The following is a 23,102-nucleotide window of genomic DNA, read 5'->3' as shown; positions in this document are numbered from 1 at the left end:
TATTCCATGAAAGAAACTAAATCAAGGGAGATTCCTACCACCGGATCTTCGCCGGGAAGTATTCCGCGATCAGTTCCTGGTAGTAGGGGGTCAGCTTTTCTGCGTCAGGCTTGGTATTGCCCTTGGAGTACAGATCGTATGGGTTGAACTTCCGCACCCAGTCGAACATGGCCTTATCGTGCTCATTCATCAGGTATTCGTACTCCCTCTCCCTGTGGATTGGGTAGCAGGAGTGATACCGGATCATGTACAGCGCCTCTTCCGGCATGTAGTTCTTCACGACGTGGTAGAGATACTCGTCGTGGCCGAAAGAGAGGTTCACCTTGTCCAACCCGCAGTTTTCGGAATACACGCCCAGCCGCGTCTGGTACTCCGGCACCGCCGCATCGGCATTGGCTTCAAAGTACTCCGGGAAGACGATCTTGTTCGACCACGCGCAGCCCACCGGGAACGTGTCGCCCACCACCGCCCACTGCGGCTCGCCCCACAGCCATAGGACTTTGCCAAGGTCGTGGATCAGCCCGGTCAGTTGGAACCAGCGTGGATGCCCATCCGCCCGAATGGCTTCCGCCGTCTGCAGGTTGTGTTCAATCTGGGAGAGGTCGGTGTCGGGATCTGAATCGTCCACCAGCTTGTTCAGCTCCACCATCAGGTCCCACACACTCATCTCAGCGTGGTCGAGATTCAACCACTTACGGCGCATCTGCTGATTGAATGCGACTGTCTGGTTGGTGTGGTTGAGCCGGTAAAACTCACGCACCACTGGTGGCGTGGCGTCGTCGTATTGACGGTACTCTTCGGTCTTTCGGCCTTCCTGATACCGCGTGGCGAGTGTCGACATGGCATCCCCTCCTGACTGTTTTCAGCATATCAGGAGGGGCGCCCGGTTGTAAGCCAACCTATACGTTCAGCGTCAGATTGCCCAGCGCCACAGATTGGCGCCCACGGTGAAGCCCGCACCCACAGCCGCAAACAGAACAAGGTCGCCCTTCTCCAGCCGCCCCGTGTCAATCGCCTCCCGCGTGGCGATCGGAATCGTCCCCGAGGTGGTATTCCCGTAGCGCTCGATGTTGATCAGCACTTTGTCGTGCGGAATCCCCAGGCGGTCTGCGCACGCCAGGATGATCCGGCGGTTTGCCTGGTGCGGAATCATCAGCTTCACATCGCTGGGCTTCAGGTTGTGGGCCGCCAGAAGCTCGGAACTGATCTCACCCATCCGGCGCACGGCGAACTTGAACACCGCCTGCCCTTCCTGGTGGACAAAATGGAGCCGCTTGTCGATCGTCTCGTGCGAAGGGGGCATTCTGGAGCCGCCAGCAGGCATCCTGAGCGCTTCCCCGCCCGATCCATCCAATTCGTTGCGGAATCCGATGAACCCCGGGCCGCCCTCTTCCCCGGGCTCAATCAAGAACGCGCCCGCGCCGTCACCGAACAACACACACGTCGAGCGGTCCTTGTAATCGATAATCCGGCTCATCGTGTCCGAGCCGATCACCAGCACCTTCTTGTGGGATCCACTGCCCACCAGGTGGGCGGCGGTGGTCAACCCGTAAACAAAGCTGGAACACGCCGCCACCAGGTCGAAACCCCAGGCGTGCTTCGCCCCAAGCTTGTGCTGCACAATGCAGGCCGTGGACGGAAACATGTGGTCCGGCGTCACCGTGCACAGGATGATCGCATCCACATCCTCCGCCGTCGTTCCACGCTCTTCCAGCGCGATACGCGCCGCGTTCAGCGCCATGTCCGACGTGGCGATCTCAGGATCGGCAATATGCCGTTCCCGAATTCCGGTTCGCTCCAGAATCCACTCATTCGTGGTATCGACCATCTTCTCCAGGTCTGCATTGGTGAGTACGCGCGGCGGCACCCACGCGCCAACCGCACTAATCTTAACGTTCCGCAAAATGCCTCCCGTCCGAGCATTGCCGCCGGGCTGGCAGAGCCAAGGCTCCGCGGCCGGCGACGTGGCGACCGGTTCCGGATAAAGTTGTGTGAATCAGACGCAAAACTCCATTGATATGCTATTCAGAAGAGGGATGCAAGTCCTGGGCGATTATCCTACCGAATCCACCGAGCAGATCTTTGCCCGCGTCTACTCCGATGTAGCGCGCGGAAAGTCCGTGGGGACAGTGATTTGCATCGTCCGGCCCTACGTCAATACCATGGGCAAAATCCATTTGAAGGGCGATGAACTGGAAGTGCGCCTCAGCGAGCTCCTCGCCGCCGCGCCCGGCACCGTCCGCGAAGCCCTGGCCTGGATCCTCATCTCCAAACTCTTCCGCCGCCAGGTCCCCCAGCACTGGCTGCTCCACTACCGCCGCTATATGAACCGGCGCGATGTCCGCCGCACCCACCAGGTCGTGCGTCAACTCCGCGGCCGCAAGTATGTCTCAGGACCGCGCGGTGATCACCACGATTTAGATCCGCTTTTCGACGCCATAAATCTGAAATACTTCGGCGGCTGGATGCAAAAACCACAGCTGGGCTGGAGCCGCAAACCCTCCCGCTGGCTGCTGGGTCACTTCGACTCCGTCCACAATGCCATCATCCTCAGCCGTATCCTCGATCAGGAGCAGGTCCCCAGCTTGGCCGTGGAGTATGTCCTCTATCACGAGATGCTCCACCTCAAGTACCCCGTTGAACACAAAGGCTCCCGGCGCTGCGTCCACTCACGTGAGTTCCATCTGGACGAGAAGCAGTTCGACGGGCTGAAGGAAGCGAAAGCAATCCTGAAACAGCTCTGACGGCCGGTTCGCAGTCCCGCTGGCGCGTGGATACACGCCTGATACTGGGCCGGCAATACGCCGCCAATCCTCCGCTATACGAGAAACTGCCGAGGGAAAAGACCTAGGCATTTACCTAGGGTCCGCGACCGCGGGCAGCGCCCACTTGACTCAATTTGGGTAGAGAAGATTTGGACAACCCAACGGCGTGCCCGGATATCAGGTATCAGCCTGGCTAACGTTGGACCCCCGCCAAAGGTCCCTAGGCGGCGGTAGGTGCAAACTGGGGTTCCGGAACGAACAGCTTTGCCGCGCCCTGGAAGGTCTGGACCAGCCTGGCCGGATCCACTGCGCCGATACCCAACCGGTACAATGCGAGCTCGGCCCGCACCATCCACCACGAGCGGAGGAACTCCAGCCGCAACCGGAACAGCTTGTCCTGCAGGCCCGGGGTGTGGTGGCCCGAGATCAGCAGCGCCTGTCCAACCGAGTGCAGCCGGTCAAAGTCCTGCCGCATCCCTAAGAGATAAGAGGAGAAAACCGCAATCCGGCGGGCGCGAAGCCGTTTCTCCAGCCCCGGCTGGTAACCGGCCAACTGCTGCACAAACTCGAAATCTTCCTTCGCCAGCAGCCGCGTCATCGGAGCGTACCGCTCAGGCGAAAACTCCTGCCACCATTGCTCACTGACTCCGTCGCCAGAACGGGCAACCGAGATGTGGCGGTAAATCCACCCGAGGACAAGGATGAATGCAGCAGAGCCCAGAATGGTGATGACAACGGGTGACATGGATTCTCCAGCTCGATACGATTCGCACCATCGTACTCCCGATCCACCCCAAGGGCAATCAGAATGTTTCGATATTAACGAAATTTTTCACTAATCAGGCGGATTTCCTGACGCTCAGAATTGCCTGATTCATCGACTCTAACCGCTGTAATACCTGCACCTGATGCGCGCCGCTCACCGCAAATGCCACGCCAGTCGACTTCTCTTCCCAATCGCGCCGGAAGAGAAATACCCAGCAGCACAGGCAGGCCGTGTCGATCCCCATCCGCAATGTGCTGCCCAGCCGCGCGCCCATTCCGCCCGGCGCCTGGCGCCCCATGTATATTCCGAAGGAACTGGCGGCGAAGAAAACAGAAAATACCAGGATGTAGTGCAGCAGGTTCTTCCTCAACGGCACCGGATACCAGAAGAGAAACAACCCCAGCGCCACCAGGAAAACCAGCAGCATCATGTATAGTGCGCTCTCACCCGCCAGGTAGAGGCTCAGGATCTTCTGGGGACTGGATTGCACACCGAACTCGGTCACGTGAAGCCACAACGAGGCGCCCGTGCTCACCGCGAATGCGGCTACCAGAAAGCCGCGGCCCAGAAAGGAAATGCCCTGGTAGGTCTCGAACACCTGGCCATAGATCTCCAATGCGACGAAGATGTAGGCCAGCAGCAGCAGGGGCTGGGATAGCAGGTACACATACGCGTACGGCAGCGAGTTAACGTTCAGCGGAAGCAACACCAGCGTGCGCGCCGTCGCCAGGATCATCGCCACGCACAACGCCTTGTACCGCGGAGCCAGCCCAATGGCGAACAACCTCCACAACAGCACCACCTTCAGCACCATGTTGGCGTACCAGAAGAATTGTTCGAGCGGGAGGATTTTCACCATTCAGCACGCCACCTGCGCCGGGCATCTACGAAGTCCAGAATATCAAATGCCCTTGCCTGGGATGACGCAAAACCATGCAGTTGGCGCGGCGTTCAGCCGTGCCTGGATCTGGCTCCGGGCGGAGCACCGGTTCCGGCCGCTCCGCCCGGACACCGAACTAGAGGGAATGTCCCGTTGGCGCTACGGCATTCGTCGTGAGTTCCGGCCCAATCGGGCACGCCGGGTAACAGCCGGGGATCGGGTCACTCTTGCGGACGGAATCGGCGGTTCCCACCACCGGTAGAAGGAAGAGAACGAGGAGGAGAAGGCGTTTCATCTTGAGTTCCTTTGGGAGGAAAAGTGTTTCCGAACAAAGCGTACCCAGGGTTTGGCGCTATCCTGATCTTTTGGTTTACATTTTCGGAAATCGGAACAAGCGCCTCTTCCGCTGGAGATGGCGCTCCAGCCGCCCTCGCTTCCGCCTCGTGCGAAAAATCAATTGACGACTGGATATCGATTCTGAATAAGATGGAGTTCGAGCGTAGTGGATTGACTAGCGAAGGCAGGATGGAAACTGGACGGCGGCCAGCCGAAGACCTGTGGCGCAGAACGCTGTCACAGCTCCCGACCATTTATGGCCGGCTGGTCTACTTGTCCACGTTGCGCAATTCAGACAGCGGCCGCTATGAGCACCACGGCCTCAGCGTCCTCTTCGGTGAGGATCAGGCCGATCTGGCGATGCGCGAAAGCCACCTGGTCAGTTTTCGCGAGTGGCTGAAATTGAATCTCGAACAGCAGAAGGCCGACCTGGACCTCTATCTGTGCGGCTTGCCCACCGATCGCCGGACCCTCGTCGAGAGCTGGTCCCGCCTCGCGCCTTACCGCAACCTCTCCCCAGCCGCAGCTTCAGATCCGGAAAAAATGCTGTTTCTCGAGGACCTCGAGATCTTGCTCGAATCGCTCAAGAACGAGTACGCCTCGGCGGGCCGCCGTCCAGCCGATTCGCGACCCCGGTAACCTGCCCGATTACGTCCACTTCGGAGGGATACTGGAACACAACCGGCGCACACCCTGACGCCGGGTGCGGCTGCACAATCAGCGTATCGTCCACCAGGCTGCACCATCCGCACATCCAGCCTTCCCGGTATTCCAGGAAATACACCGGCCGGTCAACCATGCCCGCCCACGGTCCAGTCGCGATCTTCTTACGGCTCTCGTCCAAGAGCAGCAGGCTACCCGGCAGCAGCATCGGATACATAAACCAGTCATCCGTGCCAATGTAGGCGTACCGGTGATTCTTCAGGTCCAGGCCCGCCACCAGCATCAAAGGCAGTACACCCCAACTCTGGATGAAACGGGTCAGAAACGTTGTCTTCGACAGGTCCAGCCCCGGATCCAACGACAACGGTACCTGGATGTCCCCCGATTGAATCGAACCGAACTTCTCACGCCCCAGCCCGATCAGGTGCGACTTCTCCGGACTCAGCGCCGCCGCGTCCACCGCCAGCTGGCTCACCTCAACCCCGTACCACCGCACCACCTCCGCCAGGTCCAGCCGGTAAATTGCGCACAATGAGTACAGCTTGAAGATGCTCGGCACCACGCCGCGGTTCTCAATGTCCGAGAGCCGGCTCAACAGGATGCCGAATTCGCTGTTCTTGCGGCGGTCCGCAATCTGCTGGCTGAACTCCTCAACATCCCGATAGCGCAGCCCCAGGCGCTCCCGCGCACGCTTTAGCTTTTGACCTGGATCGTCCATGTTATGATCGGGGGCGCCTTGAGACTCTCTTCAGATCGCTCGGTGGTGTTACTGTAGACAAGGTCAACTACTTTTCTTGCAGTAACATACTGAGAGGGGACCGGCATCGCCTGCGGATCTCCTATTCGATTCTGTTCTGAATTCAGAACAGTTGCAAGCCGCATCAATGAATTTCGCAGTCGTCAGATGCACCCGTAGTACTCATTCTCTCATCCCTGACTCCTATGCCTCCTAAAACCAAACCGTTTCAGGCTGCGTTCCAAGGCGAACTCGGCGCTTTCAGCCAGGAGGCCGCCATGCGTCTGCTCGGCCCCGATGTCCTCGTCCGGCCCTGCCAGCGCTTCGACGAAGTCTTTCAGACTCTGCGGGATGGCAAGGTAGACGCCGCCGTGATCCCCATCGAGAATACTCTCCACGGCTCAGTTCACGAGAACTACGACCACCTTTTGCACTTCGATCACAGAATTGTCGCCGAGACCAGTGTCCGCATTGTTCATAACCTGATCGCGCCCCCCGGCGTCCGCTTCAAGGACATTCGCCGCACCTTCTCACACCCGGTCGCACTCAACCAGTGCCTTCATTTCCTCGCCGCTAACCCGCAAATGGAACGCGTGCCGTTCTATGACACCGCCGGCAGCGTCAAAATGGTGATGGAAGACGGACTTAAGGATGCCGCCGCTATCGCCTCCGCCGTCTCGGCCACTATCTATGGAGCCCACATCCTCAAACGCTCCATCGAGGACGATCGCCAGAACTTCACTCGCTTTTTCCTACTGCGCCGCTCCGATCAGCCCGAATTGAAGCTGGAGGAACCCACCAAAAAAGGCTGGAAAACCTCGCTCGTTTTCTCCACCAGGAATCAGCCCGGCTCGCTCTTCAAGGCTTTGAGCGCCTTTGCCCTCCGCGATCTGTCGCTCACTAAAATCGAATCCCGCCCCTTGCGCGGAAAACCCTGGGAATACCTCTTCTATGTCGACTTCCTCGGCAGCGTTGAGGAAGAACGCGTCAAGAAGGCCCTCGGCCACCTGCAGGAACTGGCCGACCTGTTGCGCGTTCTCGGCTGCTATCGCGCCTAAACGACAAGTGTTGTTTAGTGTACCGGTCCGCCACAAGCCCTAAACGACACCTGTTGTTTAAGCCTAGGAACCGTTCGGCCGGCGGCCCGGAACACCGGCTACAATCCGGGTCTGTACCGTCTCTGGCCTCAGCACCCGTTGACCGTTGAGCGCAAAGCCTTTACGGTTGTCGAACGGGTCCATTGTGGCCTCCACCGCCACCACCGGCTGCACCGTCAAATGACCGTAATTGCGGTACACCTGCGCAAACAGCGAAACCTCCACAAAACCCGTCCAATCGGCCAGCGTCAGGAACTTCATGGTGCCGTTCTCCGTCGGATGGTGGCGATCCGCCACCACCAGGCCGGCCGCCCGCACCTCTTTCCCGTACAGGCTGTGCTGGTGCGCCGCCAGCTCCGACGCCGATTGGAACCGGTCCCAGTTCAGCCCCGGCGCGAAGTAGTCCAGCGGATGGATGCTCACCGGAAATCCCAAAGTCTCGTGCTCCCAACGCGCCCGCGACTCCGGCGTGGCATCGAACGACTCCGGCAGGTCCGGCTCGATCATCGGCTTCCGGTCCACCTGGGACGATGCCTCCAACCGCTGTAAGCGCCAGAAAATACGGCCCCGAGGCTCCTGAAACACGTCCAGCGCCCCGGCCTTCAACAGCGACAGCCACTCGGCCCGGTTTGGCTTTACGGCCCGAAAGAAGTCGCCGATGTCCTCAAACGGCCGCCGCCCGGTAATCCGGTCCAGCGCCGCCGATCCCAAACCGCGCACCTGGTCGATGGGTAGCCGGATCGTGTTGTCCTTCACCAGAAATCGATGTGGATCAGAGAGATGCAGGTCGGGCAGCAGGAACTTGGCGCCGTTGCGCAGCGCCTCCATCACATACAGCAGCGGCGAATAGAAGCCGCGCCGCGACGACAGCACCGCCGCCAGAAACTCTACCGGGTAACGGGTCTTCAGCCACGCGCCCGTGAACGCTTCCACCGCATACGCGGCCGAATGGGCCTTGTTGAACATATAGCCGGCGAAGTCGTGCAGCAGCTCCCAAACCCGTTCTGTCTCTTCGGCCGTACGGCCCAGTGCCTGGGCGGCCTCCCTGAATTCGCGGCCCAACGATTCGATGCGCTCACGGTCTTTGTTCTTTACCAGGGCGCGGCGCAGCAGGTCGGCCCGGCCCCACGGCATACCGGCAAACCCGTTTGCTACCAATAAGATATGCTCCTCGAACGCCATCAGGCCGTAGGTGTCGTGCAGCAGCGGCTCCAGCGACGGGTGGGCATAGGTCACCGGCTCCAGCCCCTGATGCCGCCGCGCATAAGCCCTTTTCTTTCCTTCGTTTGCGGCGCCCGGCCGGATGATCGATTCCACCGCCGTCAGGCAGTCGATGTCGCGGCAGTTGGTCATCACCAGCAGGCTGGTCATGGCTGGCGACTCTATGTGAAAGACACCACGGGCTTTACCTGTGGCGATGGCCTCCCAGGTTTCGCCGTCCGTCCAATCGAGTCCCTCCAGATCGGGCTTGGGCTGACCGTTCTCCTCCATGTTCACGAGCGTGTCGTGCAGCACGGTCAGCCCAGCCTGCCCCAGCAGGTCCAGTTTCAACAGCCCTAATTCCTCAACGTCATCCATGGCATAGTGCGTGGTCATCAGCCCCTTGGCCGACTCGAACAGGGGGATGCGATCCGTGATGCGATCGCCGCTGATCACCAGGCCGCAGGGGTGCATCGAGAAGTGGCGGGGGATGCCGTCGAAGCTGCCGGCCATGGCCAGTACGGTCTTGTACGGTTCCTGGTCGAGGGGCAGGTCGCGACACTCGGGTGTCTGGCGGGCAGCCTCGGCCGTGTCGCCGCTATGCCAGGGCAAATGCGCGGTAAAACGGCGCACTTCACGCTCCGGAATACCGTAGACTTTGGCGATATCGGCCACGGCGGAGCGGCCCTGGAACGTATGGACCGCTCCGATCATGGCGACGTGTTCGCGCCCATATCGTTCAAAGACATACTGGATTACTTCGTCCCGCCGATCCCAGGGCAGGTCCAGGTCGATGTCGGCCAACTTGGCGAACTGCATCCGCTCGCGGTTGAGGAACCGTTCAAAGCAGAGGCCGAAGCGGAACGGGCAGACGTTCGAGATGCCTAGCAGGTAGCAGACCAGGCTGCCGGCCGCGCTGCCGCGCGCCAGGGTGGCAATGTTCTTCGTCGCGCACCACTCAACGATGTCGGCAAAGACAAGAAAGTATTCGGCATAGCCGACGTCCTCGATGATCGCCATCTCACGTTCCAGCCGCTCGTGCACCTGGGCTTCCGGCTCCGCCCCATAGCGCCGCAGCAGCCCCCGCTCCAGCTTCGACCGCAGCAGCGCCACCGGCTGATCGCACGGGAATTTTGGGAAGCGGATATCACCCAGCTCGAAGTCGAAGCGGCAGCGCTCGGCAATACGCACTGTGTTTTCAATTGCTTGCGGCAGGGCTCCGAAATACCGGGTGATGTCCTCCTCGGTATGCCAGTGGTGGCGGCCCGGCGGCAATTTCTCCGCATGCCCTTGATTCAAAAGCGTCAGCGTACGCATGCTTTGCAGGATGTCGTAGCGCAGCCGCTCGTCCGGATTCGCGTAGTGCACGTCGACAGAGGTTGTCAGCGCAATGCGGTGTTTGCGGGAAAGGTCAGAGAACAGGCGGGCGATCCGCAGGTCGTCCTCATTGTGCGGCGAGATCTCCAGGGCCAGGTTCCGGCCATAGATATCAAGCAGTTGCCGCAGCGGCTGATCCACCGGCCGGTTCCCGCGAAGCGCCTGGGCGGGTGCGCTGCGCGGTCCTGCCAGGCAGATGAGCCCCTCCTGAAACTGGCCCAGTGTCTCCGCATTCACCCCGGCCGTCAGCAACTGGCACAGGTTCGAGTAGCCCCGCTGGTTCTCCACCAACAGCACGAGCGAGGACTTGTCTGGCAGGGTCACTTCGCTGCCGATGACCGGATGCAGCCCCAAAGACCGTGCCTTCTTATAGAACAGGACGGCGCCGGCCACTGTGTCGCGGTCAGTGATCGCCACGGCGCTCATGCCGGATGCATGCGCCGCTTCAGCAATCAGTTCGGGCGGCAGCGTCGAATCGAGCATCGAGTAGAAGCTATGGCAATGCAGAGCAGCGTATGGCATGGCTCGGTATAGTGTAAACATTTACAGTATACAGCTCGTGTCCAGCGGGCGAATAAAAATAGAACATCAGACTACTCCTAGGCTGTACTACTACTGCCAAGCAGTGTAGGAAAACGACCCGGATGTCCGGGCTGTGACATAATTACGGCTTCGAGGACTTTATGGCAAATCCCAAGTACGCCGAGGCGACCCGGCCCATTCCGCAGGCCCAGGAGCTCGGCCTGCTCAGCGACGGAACCAAGCTGATGAAGCGCGCGCCGCGCATTCGTGCCTGTGGTTTGAAGGACGAGAAGGGCAAGCTGTGCGCGGGCCATCTGAAGCGCTGGTATTTCTATGGGGAAGAGCTGAAGGAGAAGTTCGGGGCTGAGGCGGAGCTGTACCGCTGCGAGAAGTGCAAGGCGGTGTATTTGCCGAATGAGGAAGAAGAGCCGCGCAGCGGCACTATTTGTTACTGACGGGGTGTTACTGACAGGTTTGTGATGGATTGAGAGTGAGTGACTTCTCACTTCCACCCTGTCGCGGCGGTCACTGCCGCCGCGATCAGGTTGGACTGAGAATCAGCCGCATTGGATCGACTCAGGGAGGAGTCACTCGGATTGAGTCAATCCAATACGGCCAGCCCGGGCTGGGCTTGAGGTACGGCGACGGTAGTTTGGGATCCGCCTAACTTGTGTTCCCTTTCACATCGGAGAAGAAGCCGCGTTCGACTACCCTTCACCATGCGAATCCTGGCGCTACCGATACCCGCTACCCCATGGGGAGATGAAATCGTTGGATGAACTCGAGGGAATTCTACGCCGATGAAACCTGCCGCCTTTCGGGAGTTGCGTCCTACAAAAAAAGGACCCTCTGTTGCAACTTGCAAACGGTCGAACGAATGGAAGAGAACTTTAACACCGGCTCCCGCAAGCACGACGTTTCTAACTCCGGTTCGCTCTCCCCGTCAGCCTGTTGCAGCAGAGGGCAGGTTCAAAGAGAGTTCATCAATTCACTGTTGAGTGTAGCAAACTGGTGGCCGCGAATGCTGGAGAAAAAAGCCCTTTGTTATCAATCTCCGCGGCGGAATTTGGACCCTTCGGCGAGGTTGCTCGCCCCACGAGGTGTGGCACTGTGACACAGCTTTCCAAAGTGTCCCGGACCTGGGCAAAACCAGTTCTGGCAGCTTTAATTGTCCTGACGGCGAGCTCCGAGCTGGGTCTCGCGCAGGATGTGGACTATCAGGTTTATACGGAGCCGCCGCGGCTGTTGCTGAACCAGCGCCGGCTGCGCCTGTTGAAACGGGAAAGAGAACGCGAATCTTTACGCTGGCAGCAGTTCGACAGCCTGATGCGCGGCAAGGCGCGGATGTCGGAGCCGGGCTTCGCGCTGGCGCTGTGGGGGACGATCACGGCGAAGATCGAACCGTGCCGCGAGGCGGGCGAATGGAGTTTGAAGTCGGCCAACGTGAACGACCCGCGCGACCTGCGGCAAATGGCGCTGGTGTATGACTGGTGCCAGACGTCGATGGACGAAGCGCGCACGTCGATGGTGGCCCGGAAACTGACTACTGTCCTCAAGAATCGACCCACCGATACGCTGGCCATCCGGTCCCATTTATTCGCGGCGCTGGCGGTGGCGGATCTGGAGTCGCAGCCCGCGCAGGACTTCGTCAAGTATGTCGCCGAGACATGGTGGAAGAGCAAGATCATGCCGCAGCTCATGGCGGGGCAGAATCCGTTTCCCAAGCGGGAAGAGCTGTACGCAATGATGGAGATCCTGCACAGCATACGCGACAACACGCGCACCGATATCCGCGAAGGGGCGGGCAAGTGGTTTGAAGAACTGGCGCCGATACAATTGCTCTCCTACTATCCGCAGCCCTGGCCGGCAGCGGAGAACGAGTACCGGATTCCGGCGTATATCGGGAAGGGCGATCCCAGCATGCAGGAGGCTGCTTATTCGCGGGCCGCGGAAATGGCGCTGGTCGCCTATGACGGCAATGCGCAGCCGCACCAGTTCCTGCAGGGCTGGATTCTGCAGGACCGGTTCCTGATGCGCGGCGACTTCGGGATTACGTATGAACTGCTGTGGGCCAATCCCTACCAGCCGGGCCTGAGTTTTACATATATGCCGGACCTGTTCCATGCGCGCGGGCAATTGCTGACGCGCAGCAGTTGGGATGAAGACGCCACGTGGTTCGGGTTCTGGAACGGGCAGGCGCAGATCTTCACGAAGGGGCAGCGGGCGACGGTGCGGCTGGAAGCGAAACCGGGCCCGGTCGAACTGGGTCCGGTGAAGGTGTTCTTTGCGTCGGCCGGGCTGCGGATGGAGACAGGCTGGCTGCCGCCGGCGGAAGAGGGCACGAAGCCGGTGGGGCAGGTGGCTTTCCTGGTGGGGCTGGAGCCGTCGGCGCGCTATGACGTGGAGATCGACGGCGAAGAGATGTTCGAGACGCAGGCGGACTCGGGCGGGATCCTGGAACTGCGGTTTGCGCCGGATCACAAGGCCGGGATCCGGGTGCACAAGGCGCTGTAGCGACGTGAACCGCAGCGGCTCCCTGGCGAGCTGCCCTCTCACAACACTACTTCGGTGAAAGCAGGCTCTCCACTTTGACGAGCCGGGGCTCCCAGGTGAGGGGCGCTTCGTAATAGAGGAACCCGCCACTCTGCGAGACAGGTGACAGCTGAGCGTCCGCTGGAAGCGGGAAGGACGGAGGCTTCGGCACCCTGTCCCCGGCGATCGGACTTAGCGCGCCAGTGGCGATGTCAGCTAGAAAATAGTTGTCCCGCAGGCCTTCCGAATACCTCACGACATGCAGTGCCTTACCGTCTGCGGTCCAGAGCGGCGCGCTGAAGGCGGATCCGCAGTCCGTCAGTTTCCGCAATCGCCCGCCCGCCGAAGGAACGAGAAAGATCCTTCCGCGCGAGTCGCCGTGACCGATGCCCGGCTGCGTCGCCATCGCGATCCATTTTCCGTCCGGCGACCAACTCAAGCCATCGACAAGCGTTCGGTCTCCATAGTGATCGAATGGGGGAATTCCGGCGATCACCACGCGAGCGTCGCTGCCGTCCAGGCGTGAGACCCAAATCTGTGTTGGCCCGTTGCGAGTGGTGGAAAACGCCAGCCATCGGCCGTCGGGAGCAACGCTCAGATAATGATCCGTCCATGGAATGCTGCGGACCGTCTCGGGTTCCCCTCGCGCCGCCTTCAGATCAATGCGCCACAAGCTGGAGGCCGGGCGATCCTCGGTGCCCAACGCGCTGCCATCGGCGAGAATCTGCGAAATCCGGATGCGCGCGCCGGTTTGTATCACGCGTACGGCTCCGGCTGCGACCGCCTTGGTGTAGTCCCAGACTTGATACACCAAGGTGCGCTGATCAGCCGACCAGTGGAGCGACGAAATGGCATGAGGCGCCCTTGCGATCTCGGTGGGGCGGTTCGCGAAGCGATAGCGGGCGTCCAGCTCGACGGACTTCACTACATTCCCCGCAGCGTAGGCCAGGCGCTTCCCATCCGTAGTCAGTGCGAGTTCGTCGCCGTCCTTGGCGAGCCTGACGCGCGGGCCGCCATCAAGTGGAATCAGCACCAACCGGCACGGGTCCCAGCCGGCATTTTCGCCTGCCAGCTCCGTCGCGAGCAGGAAGCGGCCATCGGGCGTCCAGGAGGGCGTACCGCCACAAACCGCGCCGAGGAGTTTCTCGGGGCCATTCGGGAAATCCTTTACAAACAGCTTGTGGTCGCAGTTATGGCAGTAGAAGCGTAGAAACGCGATCCGCCGGCCATCGGGAGACCAGCGAGGGCTCAGTGGTCCACCGTCGTCCTGCCGGCCTGCAAAGTGCACCGCCGTTCCACCACTGAGGGGCCGTACGTCGATCCAGATGGAGTAATCGGAGCTCACAGCGTCATAGGCGAGCATCGCCCCATCGGGCGAGAGGGCCGGTGACGACAATCCGTTCAGTCGATCACTCAGCGGCGTGATTGTCTGCGCAGTGCAGAGCAGTCCACAAACCAACGAAAGGAAGCCCAGCACCTTCATAGGGACATGTTATCCGGTCTCGCGGCCGACAAAACCGTGAGTAGGTAGCCGTCAATTCCCGGATCATTCGGGGGCTTCCGCCGTTGTTTTCCAGTGCGCGCCGCCTCAACTCCGGCCAATTGCCGGCGCCAGGCCGCGGCGCGGCGAGCTCTGGCGGAGAAAGCGGGTGTGCGGGTTGACAAGGCGCTGCAGGGGGGTGCGGGGAGGAAGCGGGTCAAAGCAGGGAAGAATACTGTTCCAGGGCGATCTTGACGAGCTGGCTGCGGGTGCGGACCCCGAGTTTATCGAACAAGCCGCGCAGGATGGATTTCACGGAGCTTTCGCTCATTCCGATACGGTCGCCGATTTCCTTGTTGGCGAGGCCGCGCAGAAGCAGCCGGACGACAACGAGCTCGCGATCGTTCAGGGTGGGTGAAGCGTTCAGGCTATTCCTGTCAATGGTCTGAAACAGACTTTTCAGGTAGCGAGGCTCCAGGCAGACGTCGCCGGCCGCCACTTTGCGGACGACGGAGCAGAGTTCCTGAGGTGGGGAGTGTTTGTGGAAGATGCCGGAGACTCCTTCCCGAATGAGAGCGATGGCTTCGGCGTCGCTGACTCCAGCGGTGACAACGAGGACGCGGGCCGTCACTCCGGCCTGGCGGGCGGCGTAGAGGAAATCGATGGCCCGCTCAGAACCGAGATCGACATCGAGCAGGACGAGGTCGGGCTGGGCAGCAACGATTGCTTCGAGGGCGGGGGCGACGCGGTCGGACGTGCCTTCCACGCAGAAGTCGGGCTGCTGCGAGAGCAGGGCGACCAGCCCTTCGCGGAAGAGAGCGTGATCGTCGATCAGATAGAGCCGGATTGGCGCCGGAGAGGTCTGGGTGGCGGACATACCGGAAACGGGAATGGAATCTCCTTGTGCAATAGTAATAGGCGTCAAGCAGCGGCTGGAAGTTTCACACAAAAAACGCAGCCTTCGCTGGAGGGTTCGTGTTTTAAATCGCCGCCATAATTCCGCAGTACGGCGCGCGAAACATACAGGCCGAGGCCGGCGCCGGAGGCCTTCTCCTGGAAGGGTTCGAAGAGATGGGGGAGGAGCGGCAGGCCGCTGCCGGTGTCGGCGACGCGAATATGAATCTCGGGGCCGGATTGAGAAGCCGTGATGGTGAGGAGTTTCACATCACAGTGTTCGACCGCGCGCAGGCTGTTATTGGCGAGATTCAGGAAGACCTGAATCAAGGCGGCCGAATTGGCGAGGACGCGGGGCAAGCCGGGCTCCAGGCGGAAGTCAACGGCGCCGCCGAGGTCGGCCCAGGCGGGTTCAATCAGCACCCTGAGCTGATCGAAAAGATCCGCGAGATGGAGCGGGGAGAGAGGAATCTCGGCTTTCATCTCCAGATCCGTGGCGGCGATGCGCATGAGTCCGGCCACAAGTTCCCCGAGAGTGGACGCCTCGCGGGTATCGCTGAGGGCGCCGGACTCCTTCAGGCTATTGACAGCCATGGCGATGGCACCGCAGATGTTGCGCACCTCGTGCGAGACGGCGCCGGCGATGATGCGGTTCTGACTGGCCAGCAGGCGGAGGTTCTGATCCTCGCGTTCGCGCATGTCGTCGGAGATGTCCACGGCGATGACGGCCAACCGGCGTCCGCCGGGATTGGCGTAGAGAGAGAACCAGACCTGCGCGAAAAAGGGTTCGCCGCCCAGGCGCCGGCCCTGGCATTGGGTGCTGGTGCGGAAAACCCCCTCGCTGGGGTCGAGACGCAGGGCGCCTTCGAGCACGGGCAGGAAGTGCACGACGGAGGCTCCGCGCAGGCTGACGCCCTGGGGCAAGCCGAAGAGATGGCGCGCTTCTTCGTTAGCCGTCAGGATTCGGCCCAGGGCATCAGAAGTGAAGATGGCCGCCGGGCTGCTTTCGGCCAGTTCGCGCAGGTGTTCTTCCAGTTCCTGCCTCAGCCTGTTCTGTTCGCGCAAGGCATCGAGATGGAGGCGGGTCTCTGCGTGGTGCTTGAGGATCTCGGAGATGAGTAAGCCGGTGGCGGAGTAGGCGGCAAAGGCGAGGAGGTAGCGGAGAAAGAAGTCGACGGGCGAGTACCAGACAGAGAAGAAACCGCGTGCGGCGGCACAGGTGAGGCTGAGCAGGAGGATCTGCCAGCGGGTGCCGCCAATGGAGAGCAGCATCACGGGGAAGAGATAGGCTGCGCCGATGGCGACATCCGGCCCGGTACGCCAGTCAAGAAGGGCCACCAGCAGAGTGAGCGGAATGGACACACCCAGCAGTACACGCCGGTCGAGGCGGAGCAGGGTGTCGAACCAACCGGCCGGTTGTGCGGCTGATTGCGGACGGCCTGATGATGCTTGGGCCATCGGAATTAAACCCCAATCTGGTCTAGGAAGTCGCACCAAATGACCGAAAGTTGCGATCCGCTGACCGAAAGACTCAAATCGTTCATCTCAAAGAGCGACGGCCAGGACCCCTGTCATTCGATATGCTGGCGTGCTTGCACGAAGGTCCAATCATCAATTCTGCACCAGGTGCGGAGGTTCAGGCGTGGTCATCCAGGCGGTTTCCGCAATGGGTCCGGGTAGTGCTGGCATGCGGGGCTATTCTACCGTTCCTGCCGTTCCTGGGGCTGCCGCTGATCTCGGACGATTATAGCCAGTGGTTTTTCGCCCGGCGGTATATCAGCCAGGAGGGGCTACCCCGACTGGCGGAAGACGTACTGTACAGAAGCCGGGCCACATCGCTGGTGCTGACCCGGGTATTGGACGAAGCGTTTGGACTGGCGCAGCGGCCGCACCTGGCGGCGGGACTCGCGTTGCACGCCCTCAATGTCCTGCTTCTGTTCCAGGTGGTGACGGCATTACGGGCCAGGCCGGCAACGGCACTGGCGGCAGCCAGCTTCTTTGCCGTGCATTCCGGACATCAGGAGGCGATCGTATGGATTGCATCGCAGCATGAACTGCTGGTGTTCGCCTTCGGCGCGATGACCGTGTTGAGCTGGCTGCGATGGCTGGAGAGGCGAGGCGGGAGGGCAGGCGCGGCGATGGCCGGCTATGCGATGACGCTCTATTCCAAGGAATCGGGAGTGGTCTTCCTGCCGCTATTGTTCCTGTTGTGGCTGGTTTCCGCGGGACGGGACACGCGCCGCCTGTGGCCGCTGGCGGTGATGGCGGGGTTCACGGCGTATTATGCCTGGGCGATCTTCCAGTCGGCCGGTGTGCATCAGCATCTGAACGATGGCACGTTTTCGTTCCAGGCGCCGTTCTGGATCACGCTGCCGGAGAGTCTTTGGCGGTTGTTGTGGCCGGCCGGCCTGGTGGCGCTGCCGCTGATCTGGCTTGGCCGCGACGCGGGGGCGCGACGCCTGGCCGCGGCCGCACTGGGCTGGATGATTGTCGCGCTGGGGCCGTATGTATTCCTGACCTACCAGACACGGGTACCCAGCCGGCACACGTACTTGGCGGCGGCCGGGCTGGCGGTGCTGCTGGGCCTGGCGGTGCAGTCGCTGGCCGGCTTGGCGATACCGCGTCCGCGGCTGGCGGCGGCGGCCGCGAGCGTGTTGTTCATCACGGGCAACGTACTGAATTTGTGGACCAGGAAGCTGCCCCAATTCGAACGGCGGGCGGAGGCCACGGAGCGGTTCCTGCGGGCCACGCGAAACCAGGGCGAGGCCATCGAAATCGGACGCGCGCCCTTCCCGCTGTGGGTCTATCAGCACGCCGCGGCGATTGCCCTGGGGCGTGCCCCTGAAACGGTGTATGCCGCGGGGTTGGGGCCCGCGCACAGTTTTTCCTACTCGGATTCGGATCATCCATGAATACTTCCCTGCCCAATGCAAGACCAGCGCCGGACGATGTGCTGAGGTCCGGCCTCTCTGTGTTTTTCCCTGCCTATAACGACCAGCCGACGATTGCCGGACTGGTGCGGGCGGCGCATGAGACATTGGCTCCGCTGACGGCGGAGTTTGAAGTCATAGTGGTGAACGACGGCAGTCGCGATGGCACGCTGGAGGCACTGGCTCCTCTGCAGGAGGAGATGGGCGGACGGCTGCGGGTGGTGACCCACGAAGTGAACCGCGGCTATGGCGCGGCGCTGCGCAGCGGATTTGCCGCGGCCCGCTACCCCTGGGTGTTCTATACGGATGGAGACGGGCAGTATGACGTGCGGGAGCTGGCCGGCCTGCTGAGCCATGCGGGCGAAACGATTGGCCTGGTGAACGGGTATAAGCGGCAGCGGCAGGATCCGGCTCATCGGATCTGGATTGGGAAGTTCTACAACGCCGTGGTGCGAAGGGTGTTCGGCATCCGGCTGCGGGATATCGACTGCGACTTCCGGCTGATTCGCCGGCACATTGTGACGCCGGACCGGCTGCGGGCCGATGGTGGCACGATCTGCATCGAGATTGCCATGCTGGCCGAGGCGTCCGGGCTTGGGACGGTGGTGGTGCCGGTGGGCCATTATCCGAGGCTGCACGGGCGGTCGCAGTTCTTCCGGATCCGGCCATTGTTGAATACCTTCCGGGAGTTGCTGAAGCTGCATGCCACGCGAGTGAGCCTGCCGCTGCTGGCGCGGCTGGCGACGCCGTTGCCGGCGCTGTTCAAGCCGTCGCGCGCGGCGGAAGGGGACTGAGGCAAGGCTCCTCTTTGAAATCGTGGCTAAGCTGAACGTCAAACGGAAGCCCGAGCGCGGCGCGCCGGCGGTGATCCCGATGGTAGACCTGCGTCCGCTGCTGCGCGCGGCCGGCGGGGGTATTCGCGCGCGGCTGGCGGAGATGCATGCGGCGGGGCAGTACATTCTGGGTGCGCAGGTGAGCGGCTTCGAATCGGAGTTTGCCTCGGCAACCGGAGCGTTGTCGTGCGTTGGAGTGGGCACCGGCACGGCGGCGCTGGAGTTGGCGCTGCGGAGCGCATTGGGGCGCCGGAAGAGGCGCGAGGTGGTGGTGCCGGCGTTGACGTCGTTGTTTACGGCGCAGGCGGTGCTGGCGGCGGGCGGGCGATTGAGCATCGCGGATGTGGACGAAGATTCGCTGCTGCTGACTTCGGCCGGGGCCGAAGCGGCATGGGGTCCGTCGACGACGGCGGTAGCGGCAGTGCATCTGTACGGGCGGCCCTGCCGGCTGGAGCCGCTGATGCGGCTGGCGGGCGGCAAGGGCGCGGCGCTGATCCAGGATGCGTGCCAGGCGCACGGAGCGCGGCACCTGGGCCGCCCATTGACGGACTTCTCTCCATACGTCTGTTACAGTTTCTATCCGACGAAGAATCTGGGCTGTCTGGGCGATGGCGGTGGGGTGGCCACGAGTTCTCCCCTGGTGGAGAGGCTGGTGCGGCTGTTGCGCGACGGGGGCCGGGCGGGCGGGCAGGTGGCGGGCATGGCGGCGGGAAACAGCCGGCTGGACGAAATGCATGCGTGCTATCTGCGCGGGCTGCTGCCGGGCCTGGAGGCGAGCAACGAGCGCCGGGCGCGCGTGGCGGCGCGCTACTACGAGGCGCTGCGCGGCTGTCCGGGCCTGCGGTTACCGGCCTGGTCTGACGAATCCGTCCACCACCTGTTTGTCGTCCGGGCCAAGCAGCGGACGAAACTGAGAGAGCATTTATTGGCAGCCGGCATACAGACCGGCATCCACTATCCCGTCCCCCTGCACCGTCACCCGGCCTTTCGCGACGCGCGTGTCGCGGCTCCGCCGGTGGTGGCGGAGAGGGCCTGCCGGGAGATTCTATCCCTACCCATCGGAGTCCATATTCGACCGCGCGACGCGGAACGCGTGGCGGCGGAGATCCGGAGGTTTTACACGTGAACTCCTGGCAAGGATTCTATACGGGACGGCGGGTGGTGGTGACGGGCGGTCTGGGTTTCCTGGGCAGCAATCTGGCGCACGCGCTGGCGAGTGCCGGGGCCGAGGTGACTATCCTGGATGCGCTGGTGCCCGGCTGCGGCGGCAACCCAGAGAATCTGGAGGGCACCGCGCGGTGCTGCCGTGTCGTCCGGACGGATATCGGAGAAATGGCAGGGACGGCCGGGGCGATTGACGATTGCGAGGTTGTCTTCAACCTGGCGGGTGAAATCAGCCACGGGCGCAGCATGACTGAACCGGAGCGGGATGGCGAACTGAACACCGCGGCCCAGCTTCGATTCCTGGGCCTGCTGGCTCACATGCGGCCCGGGATCCGCGTGGTCTACGCCGGAACCCGGCAGGTTTACGGTGTACCGCTGAGCCTGCCAGTGGACGAGGATCACCCGATTGATCCGGTGGACTTCAACGGGATCCACAAGTATGCCGCGACGATGTACCACATGCTGTATTCGCGGCTGGGGCAGTTGGACGCGGTGGTTTTGCGATTGAGCAATGTATACGGCCCGCGGATGGCGCTGAACGTACCGGGACAGGGTTTTCTGGGCGTTTTTCTGCGAAGGGCGCTGCTGGGCGAGGAGTTGGGCGTATACCGGCCGGGCGATCAACTGCGGGATCCAATTTTCGTGGATGACGCGGTGGAAGCGTTTCTGGCGGCCGGTGCGGCGCCGGTATTGCGGGCCCGGTCGTTCAATCTCGGGGGCGCGCAGGCGCTGCGGCTGGACGAGATTGCGGAGGCGATTGCCCGGGCGGCGGGGACGGAGTCGAGGGTACGGTTCCTGGAGTTCCCGAAGCAGGACAAAGCCTTCGATATCGGGAGCTACGTGGCCGACTGGTCGAGGGCGCGCCAGTTGCTGGGCTGGCAGCCTCGGACGGACTTCGCCACCGGCATTGAGCGGACGCTGCGGTTCTACCGGGAACGGTGGGAAACCTACCTGCCAGGCGCGGGCTCACTTTGGGAGACGGCCCCGGGACGATGAATCCGGCCGAATTCCAGAATATCGCGGCGGCCGAGGAGCGCCTCTGGTGGTACCGGGGCATGCGCGGGATCCTGTTCCAGGAGTTGGACGGTGCGAGCCACGGGCGCAGTATTCAGCGAGCGCTGGACGCCGGATGCGGCACCGGCAGCATGGCCGAAGAGGTAGCGCGGCGCTATGGATGGCGGACGATTGGGCTGGAGGCCAACGCCGCGGCGATGCCGTGGCTGCGGCGGCGGGCCGTGGAGGGCGTGCAGGGCGATATTATACGCATGCCTTTCCCGGACGGCTGCTGTGACGTGCTGTTGTCCCTGGATGTCCTCATTCACCTGACCCCGGGCACGGAGGAGCAGGCGCTGCGCGAGTTCGTGCGTGTGGTGAGACCGGGCGGGCTGCTGGTGATGCGGGTGGCTGCATTCGACTGGCTGCGCAGCAGGCATTCGATCTTCATTGAAGAGAAGCAGCGGTTCACGCGGGCAAGACTGCTGCGGCAGACGGTGGATGCGGGCTGGCGGCCGCTGCGCTGCACCTACCTGAACCTGCTGGCGCTGCCATTGGCGGCCTTCAAATTCCGGGTGTGGGAACCGTTGTTCGACCGTACGCCGAGAAGCGGGGTAGGGGCGCTGCCAGGCTGGTTGGATGCGGGGCTGCTGGGTGCGCTGCGGCTGGAAAAGGCGTGGCTGTCGCGGGGCTACACGCTACCCTTGGGGCAGAGCCTGCTGCTGGTGGCGGAGCGGCCGCGGTAGGGGGGGCCAGTCAGGCGATGGACGACAGGAAGCTGGTGCCCGCCTGGATGCTGGTTCCGAAGTTCTCCGCTACCGTTTGGCCGATGTCCGCCAATGAGCCGCGGGTTCCCAGGTTGACGCCCGCTTGCGCTTTTGGACCGTAGGCGAGCAGCGGCACGTATTCGCGGCTGTGGTCGGTTGACGGCGTCGTTGGGTCGCAGCCATGGTCCGCGGTGAGCACTACCAGGTCATCCGGACCCAGCGCCGCTTCGAGTTGCGGGAGCCAGGCGTCCACGGTTTCCAGGGCTTTCGAATAGCCCTCGGGATCGTTGCGGTGGCCGAAGAGCATGTCGAAGTCGACCAGGTTTACGAAGACCAGGCCGCTCTCGATCGACGCCAAGGCTTCCAATGTCTTGGCCATGCCGTCGGCATTGGTCTTCGTCTTGAGGGACCTCGTTACGCCTCGCCCCAGGAAGATGTCGGCGATTTTGCCGACACTCACGACGGGGACCCCGCCGGCGGCGAGTTGGTCCAGCAGCATGCCTTGCGGTGGAGGCACCGCGTAGTCGTGACGGTTGGTGGTGCGGGTGAAGTTTGGAGAGACGCCCTCGAACGGCCTCGCAATGACGCGTCCCACTTCGTGCGGGCCGGTCAGGAGCGCGCGTGCGATTTCGCAGATCCGGTACTGCTCGGGGATCGGGATGACACCCTCGTGCGCCGCGATCTGAAAGACGCTGTCGGCCGAGGTGTAGACGATGGGCTTGCCGGTGGCGACATGCTCGTCACCCAGTTGTTTGATGATTTCGGTGCCGGAGGCGGCGTAGTTGCCCAGCGTGCCGCGGCCGATGCGGCGTTCGAACTCGGCCATCAGATCGGCAGGGAACCCGTTGGGATAGAGCGGAAACGGCTTCGAGAGGTGAATGCCCACCATTTCCCAATGCCCGGTAGTCGTGTCCTTGCCGGGGGAGGCCAGCGTGCAGCGGCCGTACGAGCCGCGGGGGGCTTGCGCCGCGGTGAGGTTGTCGAAGGGGCGGATATTGGCCAGGCCCAGGGAACACAGATTGGGCAGGTGGAGCGGCCGCAGGCTGGCGCAGTGGCCCAGGGTGTCACCGGCCGTGTCGTCTCCGAAAGCCTGCCAGTCGGGCATGGCTCCGATTCCGACGCTATCGAGAACAATCCACGCGACTCGACGGAAAGCCATATCAATTC

Annotated in this window: 21 protein-coding genes; 10 read left to right on the top strand and 11 right to left on the bottom strand. The window is 62.3% G+C overall.

Annotation, left to right across the window (positions count from 1 at the left end; translation table 11 throughout):
• Positions 1-34: 34 nt before the first annotated feature.
• Together ACR9Y2_RS13465 and ACR9Y2_RS13460 are read right to left on the bottom strand one after the other, a co-directional pair.
• Positions 35-841 (bottom strand): inositol oxygenase family protein, encoded by an 807-nt coding sequence (locus ACR9Y2_RS13465; RefSeq protein WP_435041841.1) that lies wholly within the window; start codon positions 839-841, stop codon positions 35-37.
• A 72-nt stretch (positions 842-913) separates the two neighbouring features.
• Entirely contained in the window at positions 914-1,903 is a 990-nt protein-coding gene (locus ACR9Y2_RS13460; protein ID WP_435041840.1) for a beta-ketoacyl-ACP synthase III, read from the bottom strand.
• Positions 1,904-2,036: 133 nt separating this feature from the next.
• Here ACR9Y2_RS13460 and ACR9Y2_RS13455 point away from each other — a divergent pair, with 133 nt between their 5' ends.
• Positions 2,037-2,744, top strand: a complete 708-nt coding sequence (locus ACR9Y2_RS13455; RefSeq protein WP_435041839.1) for a M48 family peptidase — start codon at positions 2,037-2,039, stop codon at positions 2,742-2,744.
• A 241-nt stretch (positions 2,745-2,985) separates the two neighbouring features.
• On the opposite strand, the gene ACR9Y2_RS13450 is transcribed toward ACR9Y2_RS13455, so the two are convergent.
• From ACR9Y2_RS13450 to ACR9Y2_RS13440, 3 genes are all read right to left on the bottom strand, one after another.
• Positions 2,986-3,510 (bottom strand): hypothetical protein, encoded by a 525-nt coding sequence (locus ACR9Y2_RS13450; protein ID WP_435041838.1) that lies wholly within the window; start codon positions 3,508-3,510, stop codon positions 2,986-2,988.
• A gap of 94 nt (positions 3,511-3,604) precedes the next feature.
• On the bottom strand, positions 3,605-4,390 hold the full coding sequence (locus tag ACR9Y2_RS13445; protein ID WP_435041837.1) for a hypothetical protein: 786 nt from the start codon (positions 4,388-4,390) through the stop codon (positions 3,605-3,607).
• Between the two features lie 157 nt (positions 4,391-4,547).
• A complete protein-coding gene (locus tag ACR9Y2_RS13440) occupies positions 4,548-4,706 on the bottom strand; it encodes a hypothetical protein (RefSeq protein WP_435041836.1) in 159 nt (52 codons plus the stop codon).
• Between the two features lie 230 nt (positions 4,707-4,936).
• Between ACR9Y2_RS13440 and ACR9Y2_RS13435 the strand changes: the two genes are divergently transcribed.
• Positions 4,937-5,386 (top strand): hypothetical protein, encoded by a 450-nt coding sequence (locus tag ACR9Y2_RS13435; RefSeq protein ID WP_435041835.1) that lies wholly within the window; start codon positions 4,937-4,939, stop codon positions 5,384-5,386.
• Here ACR9Y2_RS13435 and ACR9Y2_RS13430 read toward each other — a convergent pair.
• Complete coding sequence (locus ACR9Y2_RS13430; protein ID WP_435041834.1) at positions 5,331-6,128, bottom strand: helix-turn-helix domain-containing protein; 798 nt, start codon at positions 6,126-6,128, stop codon at positions 5,331-5,333. The genes ACR9Y2_RS13435 and ACR9Y2_RS13430 overlap by 56 nt on opposite strands.
• 224 nt (positions 6,129-6,352) lie before the next feature.
• Here ACR9Y2_RS13430 and pheA point away from each other — a divergent pair, with 224 nt between their 5' ends.
• The gene (gene pheA, locus ACR9Y2_RS13425; RefSeq protein WP_435041833.1) at positions 6,353-7,204 is read left to right on the top strand and encodes a prephenate dehydratase; all 852 of its coding nucleotides are present in this window, start codon (positions 6,353-6,355) and stop codon (positions 7,202-7,204) included.
• Positions 7,205-7,267: 63 nt separating this feature from the next.
• Here the strand turns inward: pheA and ACR9Y2_RS13420 are convergent, their stop codons facing one another.
• Positions 7,268-10,342, bottom strand: a complete 3,075-nt coding sequence (locus ACR9Y2_RS13420) for a DNA polymerase III subunit alpha (protein WP_435041832.1) — start codon at positions 10,340-10,342, stop codon at positions 7,268-7,270.
• Positions 10,343-10,503: 161 nt separating this feature from the next.
• On the opposite strand from ACR9Y2_RS13420, the gene ACR9Y2_RS13415 reads away from it, so the two are divergent.
• Both ACR9Y2_RS13415 and ACR9Y2_RS13410 read left to right on the top strand, forming a co-directional pair.
• The gene (locus tag ACR9Y2_RS13415) at positions 10,504-10,797 is read left to right on the top strand and encodes a hypothetical protein (RefSeq protein ID WP_194453321.1); all 294 of its coding nucleotides are present in this window, start codon (positions 10,504-10,506) and stop codon (positions 10,795-10,797) included.
• Positions 10,798-11,452: 655 nt separating this feature from the next.
• The gene (locus tag ACR9Y2_RS13410; protein WP_435041831.1) at positions 11,453-12,856 is read left to right on the top strand and encodes a hypothetical protein; all 1,404 of its coding nucleotides are present in this window, start codon (positions 11,453-11,455) and stop codon (positions 12,854-12,856) included.
• Between the two features lie 46 nt (positions 12,857-12,902).
• Here the strand turns inward: ACR9Y2_RS13410 and ACR9Y2_RS13405 are convergent, their stop codons facing one another.
• The 3 genes from ACR9Y2_RS13405 to ACR9Y2_RS13395 all read right to left on the bottom strand — a co-directional run bounded on the left by ACR9Y2_RS13405 (position 12,903) and on the right by ACR9Y2_RS13395 (position 16,706).
• Positions 12,903-14,357 (bottom strand): hypothetical protein, encoded by a 1,455-nt coding sequence (locus tag ACR9Y2_RS13405; protein WP_435041830.1) that lies wholly within the window; start codon positions 14,355-14,357, stop codon positions 12,903-12,905.
• Between the two features lie 214 nt (positions 14,358-14,571).
• The gene (locus ACR9Y2_RS13400) at positions 14,572-15,231 is read right to left on the bottom strand and encodes a response regulator (protein WP_435041828.1); all 660 of its coding nucleotides are present in this window, start codon (positions 15,229-15,231) and stop codon (positions 14,572-14,574) included.
• A 44-nt stretch (positions 15,232-15,275) separates the two neighbouring features.
• Positions 15,276-16,706: an ATP-binding protein gene (locus tag ACR9Y2_RS13395; RefSeq protein WP_435041827.1), complete on the bottom strand. Its 1,431-nt coding sequence runs from the start codon at positions 16,704-16,706 to the stop codon at positions 15,276-15,278.
• 221 nt (positions 16,707-16,927) lie between these two features.
• Here ACR9Y2_RS13395 and ACR9Y2_RS13390 point away from each other — a divergent pair, with 221 nt between their 5' ends.
• From ACR9Y2_RS13390 to ACR9Y2_RS13370, 5 genes are read left to right on the top strand one after another with little or no spacing between them, the layout of a single operon-like run.
• A complete protein-coding gene (locus tag ACR9Y2_RS13390; protein ID WP_435041826.1) occupies positions 16,928-18,160 on the top strand; it encodes a hypothetical protein in 1,233 nt (410 codons plus the stop codon).
• Entirely contained in the window at positions 18,157-18,972 is an 816-nt protein-coding gene (locus tag ACR9Y2_RS13385; RefSeq protein ID WP_435041825.1) for a glycosyltransferase family 2 protein, read from the top strand. Before ACR9Y2_RS13390 ends, ACR9Y2_RS13385 begins: the two co-directional genes overlap by 4 nt.
• A gap of 22 nt (positions 18,973-18,994) precedes the next feature.
• Positions 18,995-20,137 carry a DegT/DnrJ/EryC1/StrS family aminotransferase gene (locus ACR9Y2_RS13380; RefSeq protein ID WP_435041824.1) on the top strand — a complete coding sequence of 381 codons (1,143 nt, stop codon included), beginning with the start codon at positions 18,995-18,997 and terminating at the stop codon, positions 20,135-20,137.
• On the top strand, positions 20,134-21,171 hold the full coding sequence (locus tag ACR9Y2_RS13375) for an NAD-dependent epimerase/dehydratase family protein (RefSeq protein ID WP_435041823.1): 1,038 nt from the start codon (positions 20,134-20,136) through the stop codon (positions 21,169-21,171). Before ACR9Y2_RS13380 ends, ACR9Y2_RS13375 begins: the two co-directional genes overlap by 4 nt.
• Entirely contained in the window at positions 21,168-21,914 is a 747-nt protein-coding gene (locus ACR9Y2_RS13370) for a class I SAM-dependent methyltransferase (RefSeq protein ID WP_435041821.1), read from the top strand. Before ACR9Y2_RS13375 ends, ACR9Y2_RS13370 begins: the two co-directional genes overlap by 4 nt.
• 10 nt (positions 21,915-21,924) lie before the next feature.
• On the opposite strand, the gene ACR9Y2_RS13365 is transcribed toward ACR9Y2_RS13370, so the two are convergent.
• The gene (locus ACR9Y2_RS13365) at positions 21,925-23,094 is read right to left on the bottom strand and encodes a phosphopentomutase (protein WP_435041820.1); all 1,170 of its coding nucleotides are present in this window, start codon (positions 23,092-23,094) and stop codon (positions 21,925-21,927) included.
• Positions 23,095-23,102: the final 8 nt, after the last annotated feature.

The sequence above is a fragment of the Paludibaculum fermentans genome, from assembly GCF_051172195.1.
Lineage (GTDB): Bacteria > Acidobacteriota > Terriglobia > Bryobacterales > Bryobacteraceae > Paludibaculum > Paludibaculum fermentans_A.
Note: the sequence above shows the minus strand (reverse complement) of the source record. Positions and strands in the feature narration are given on the sequence as shown.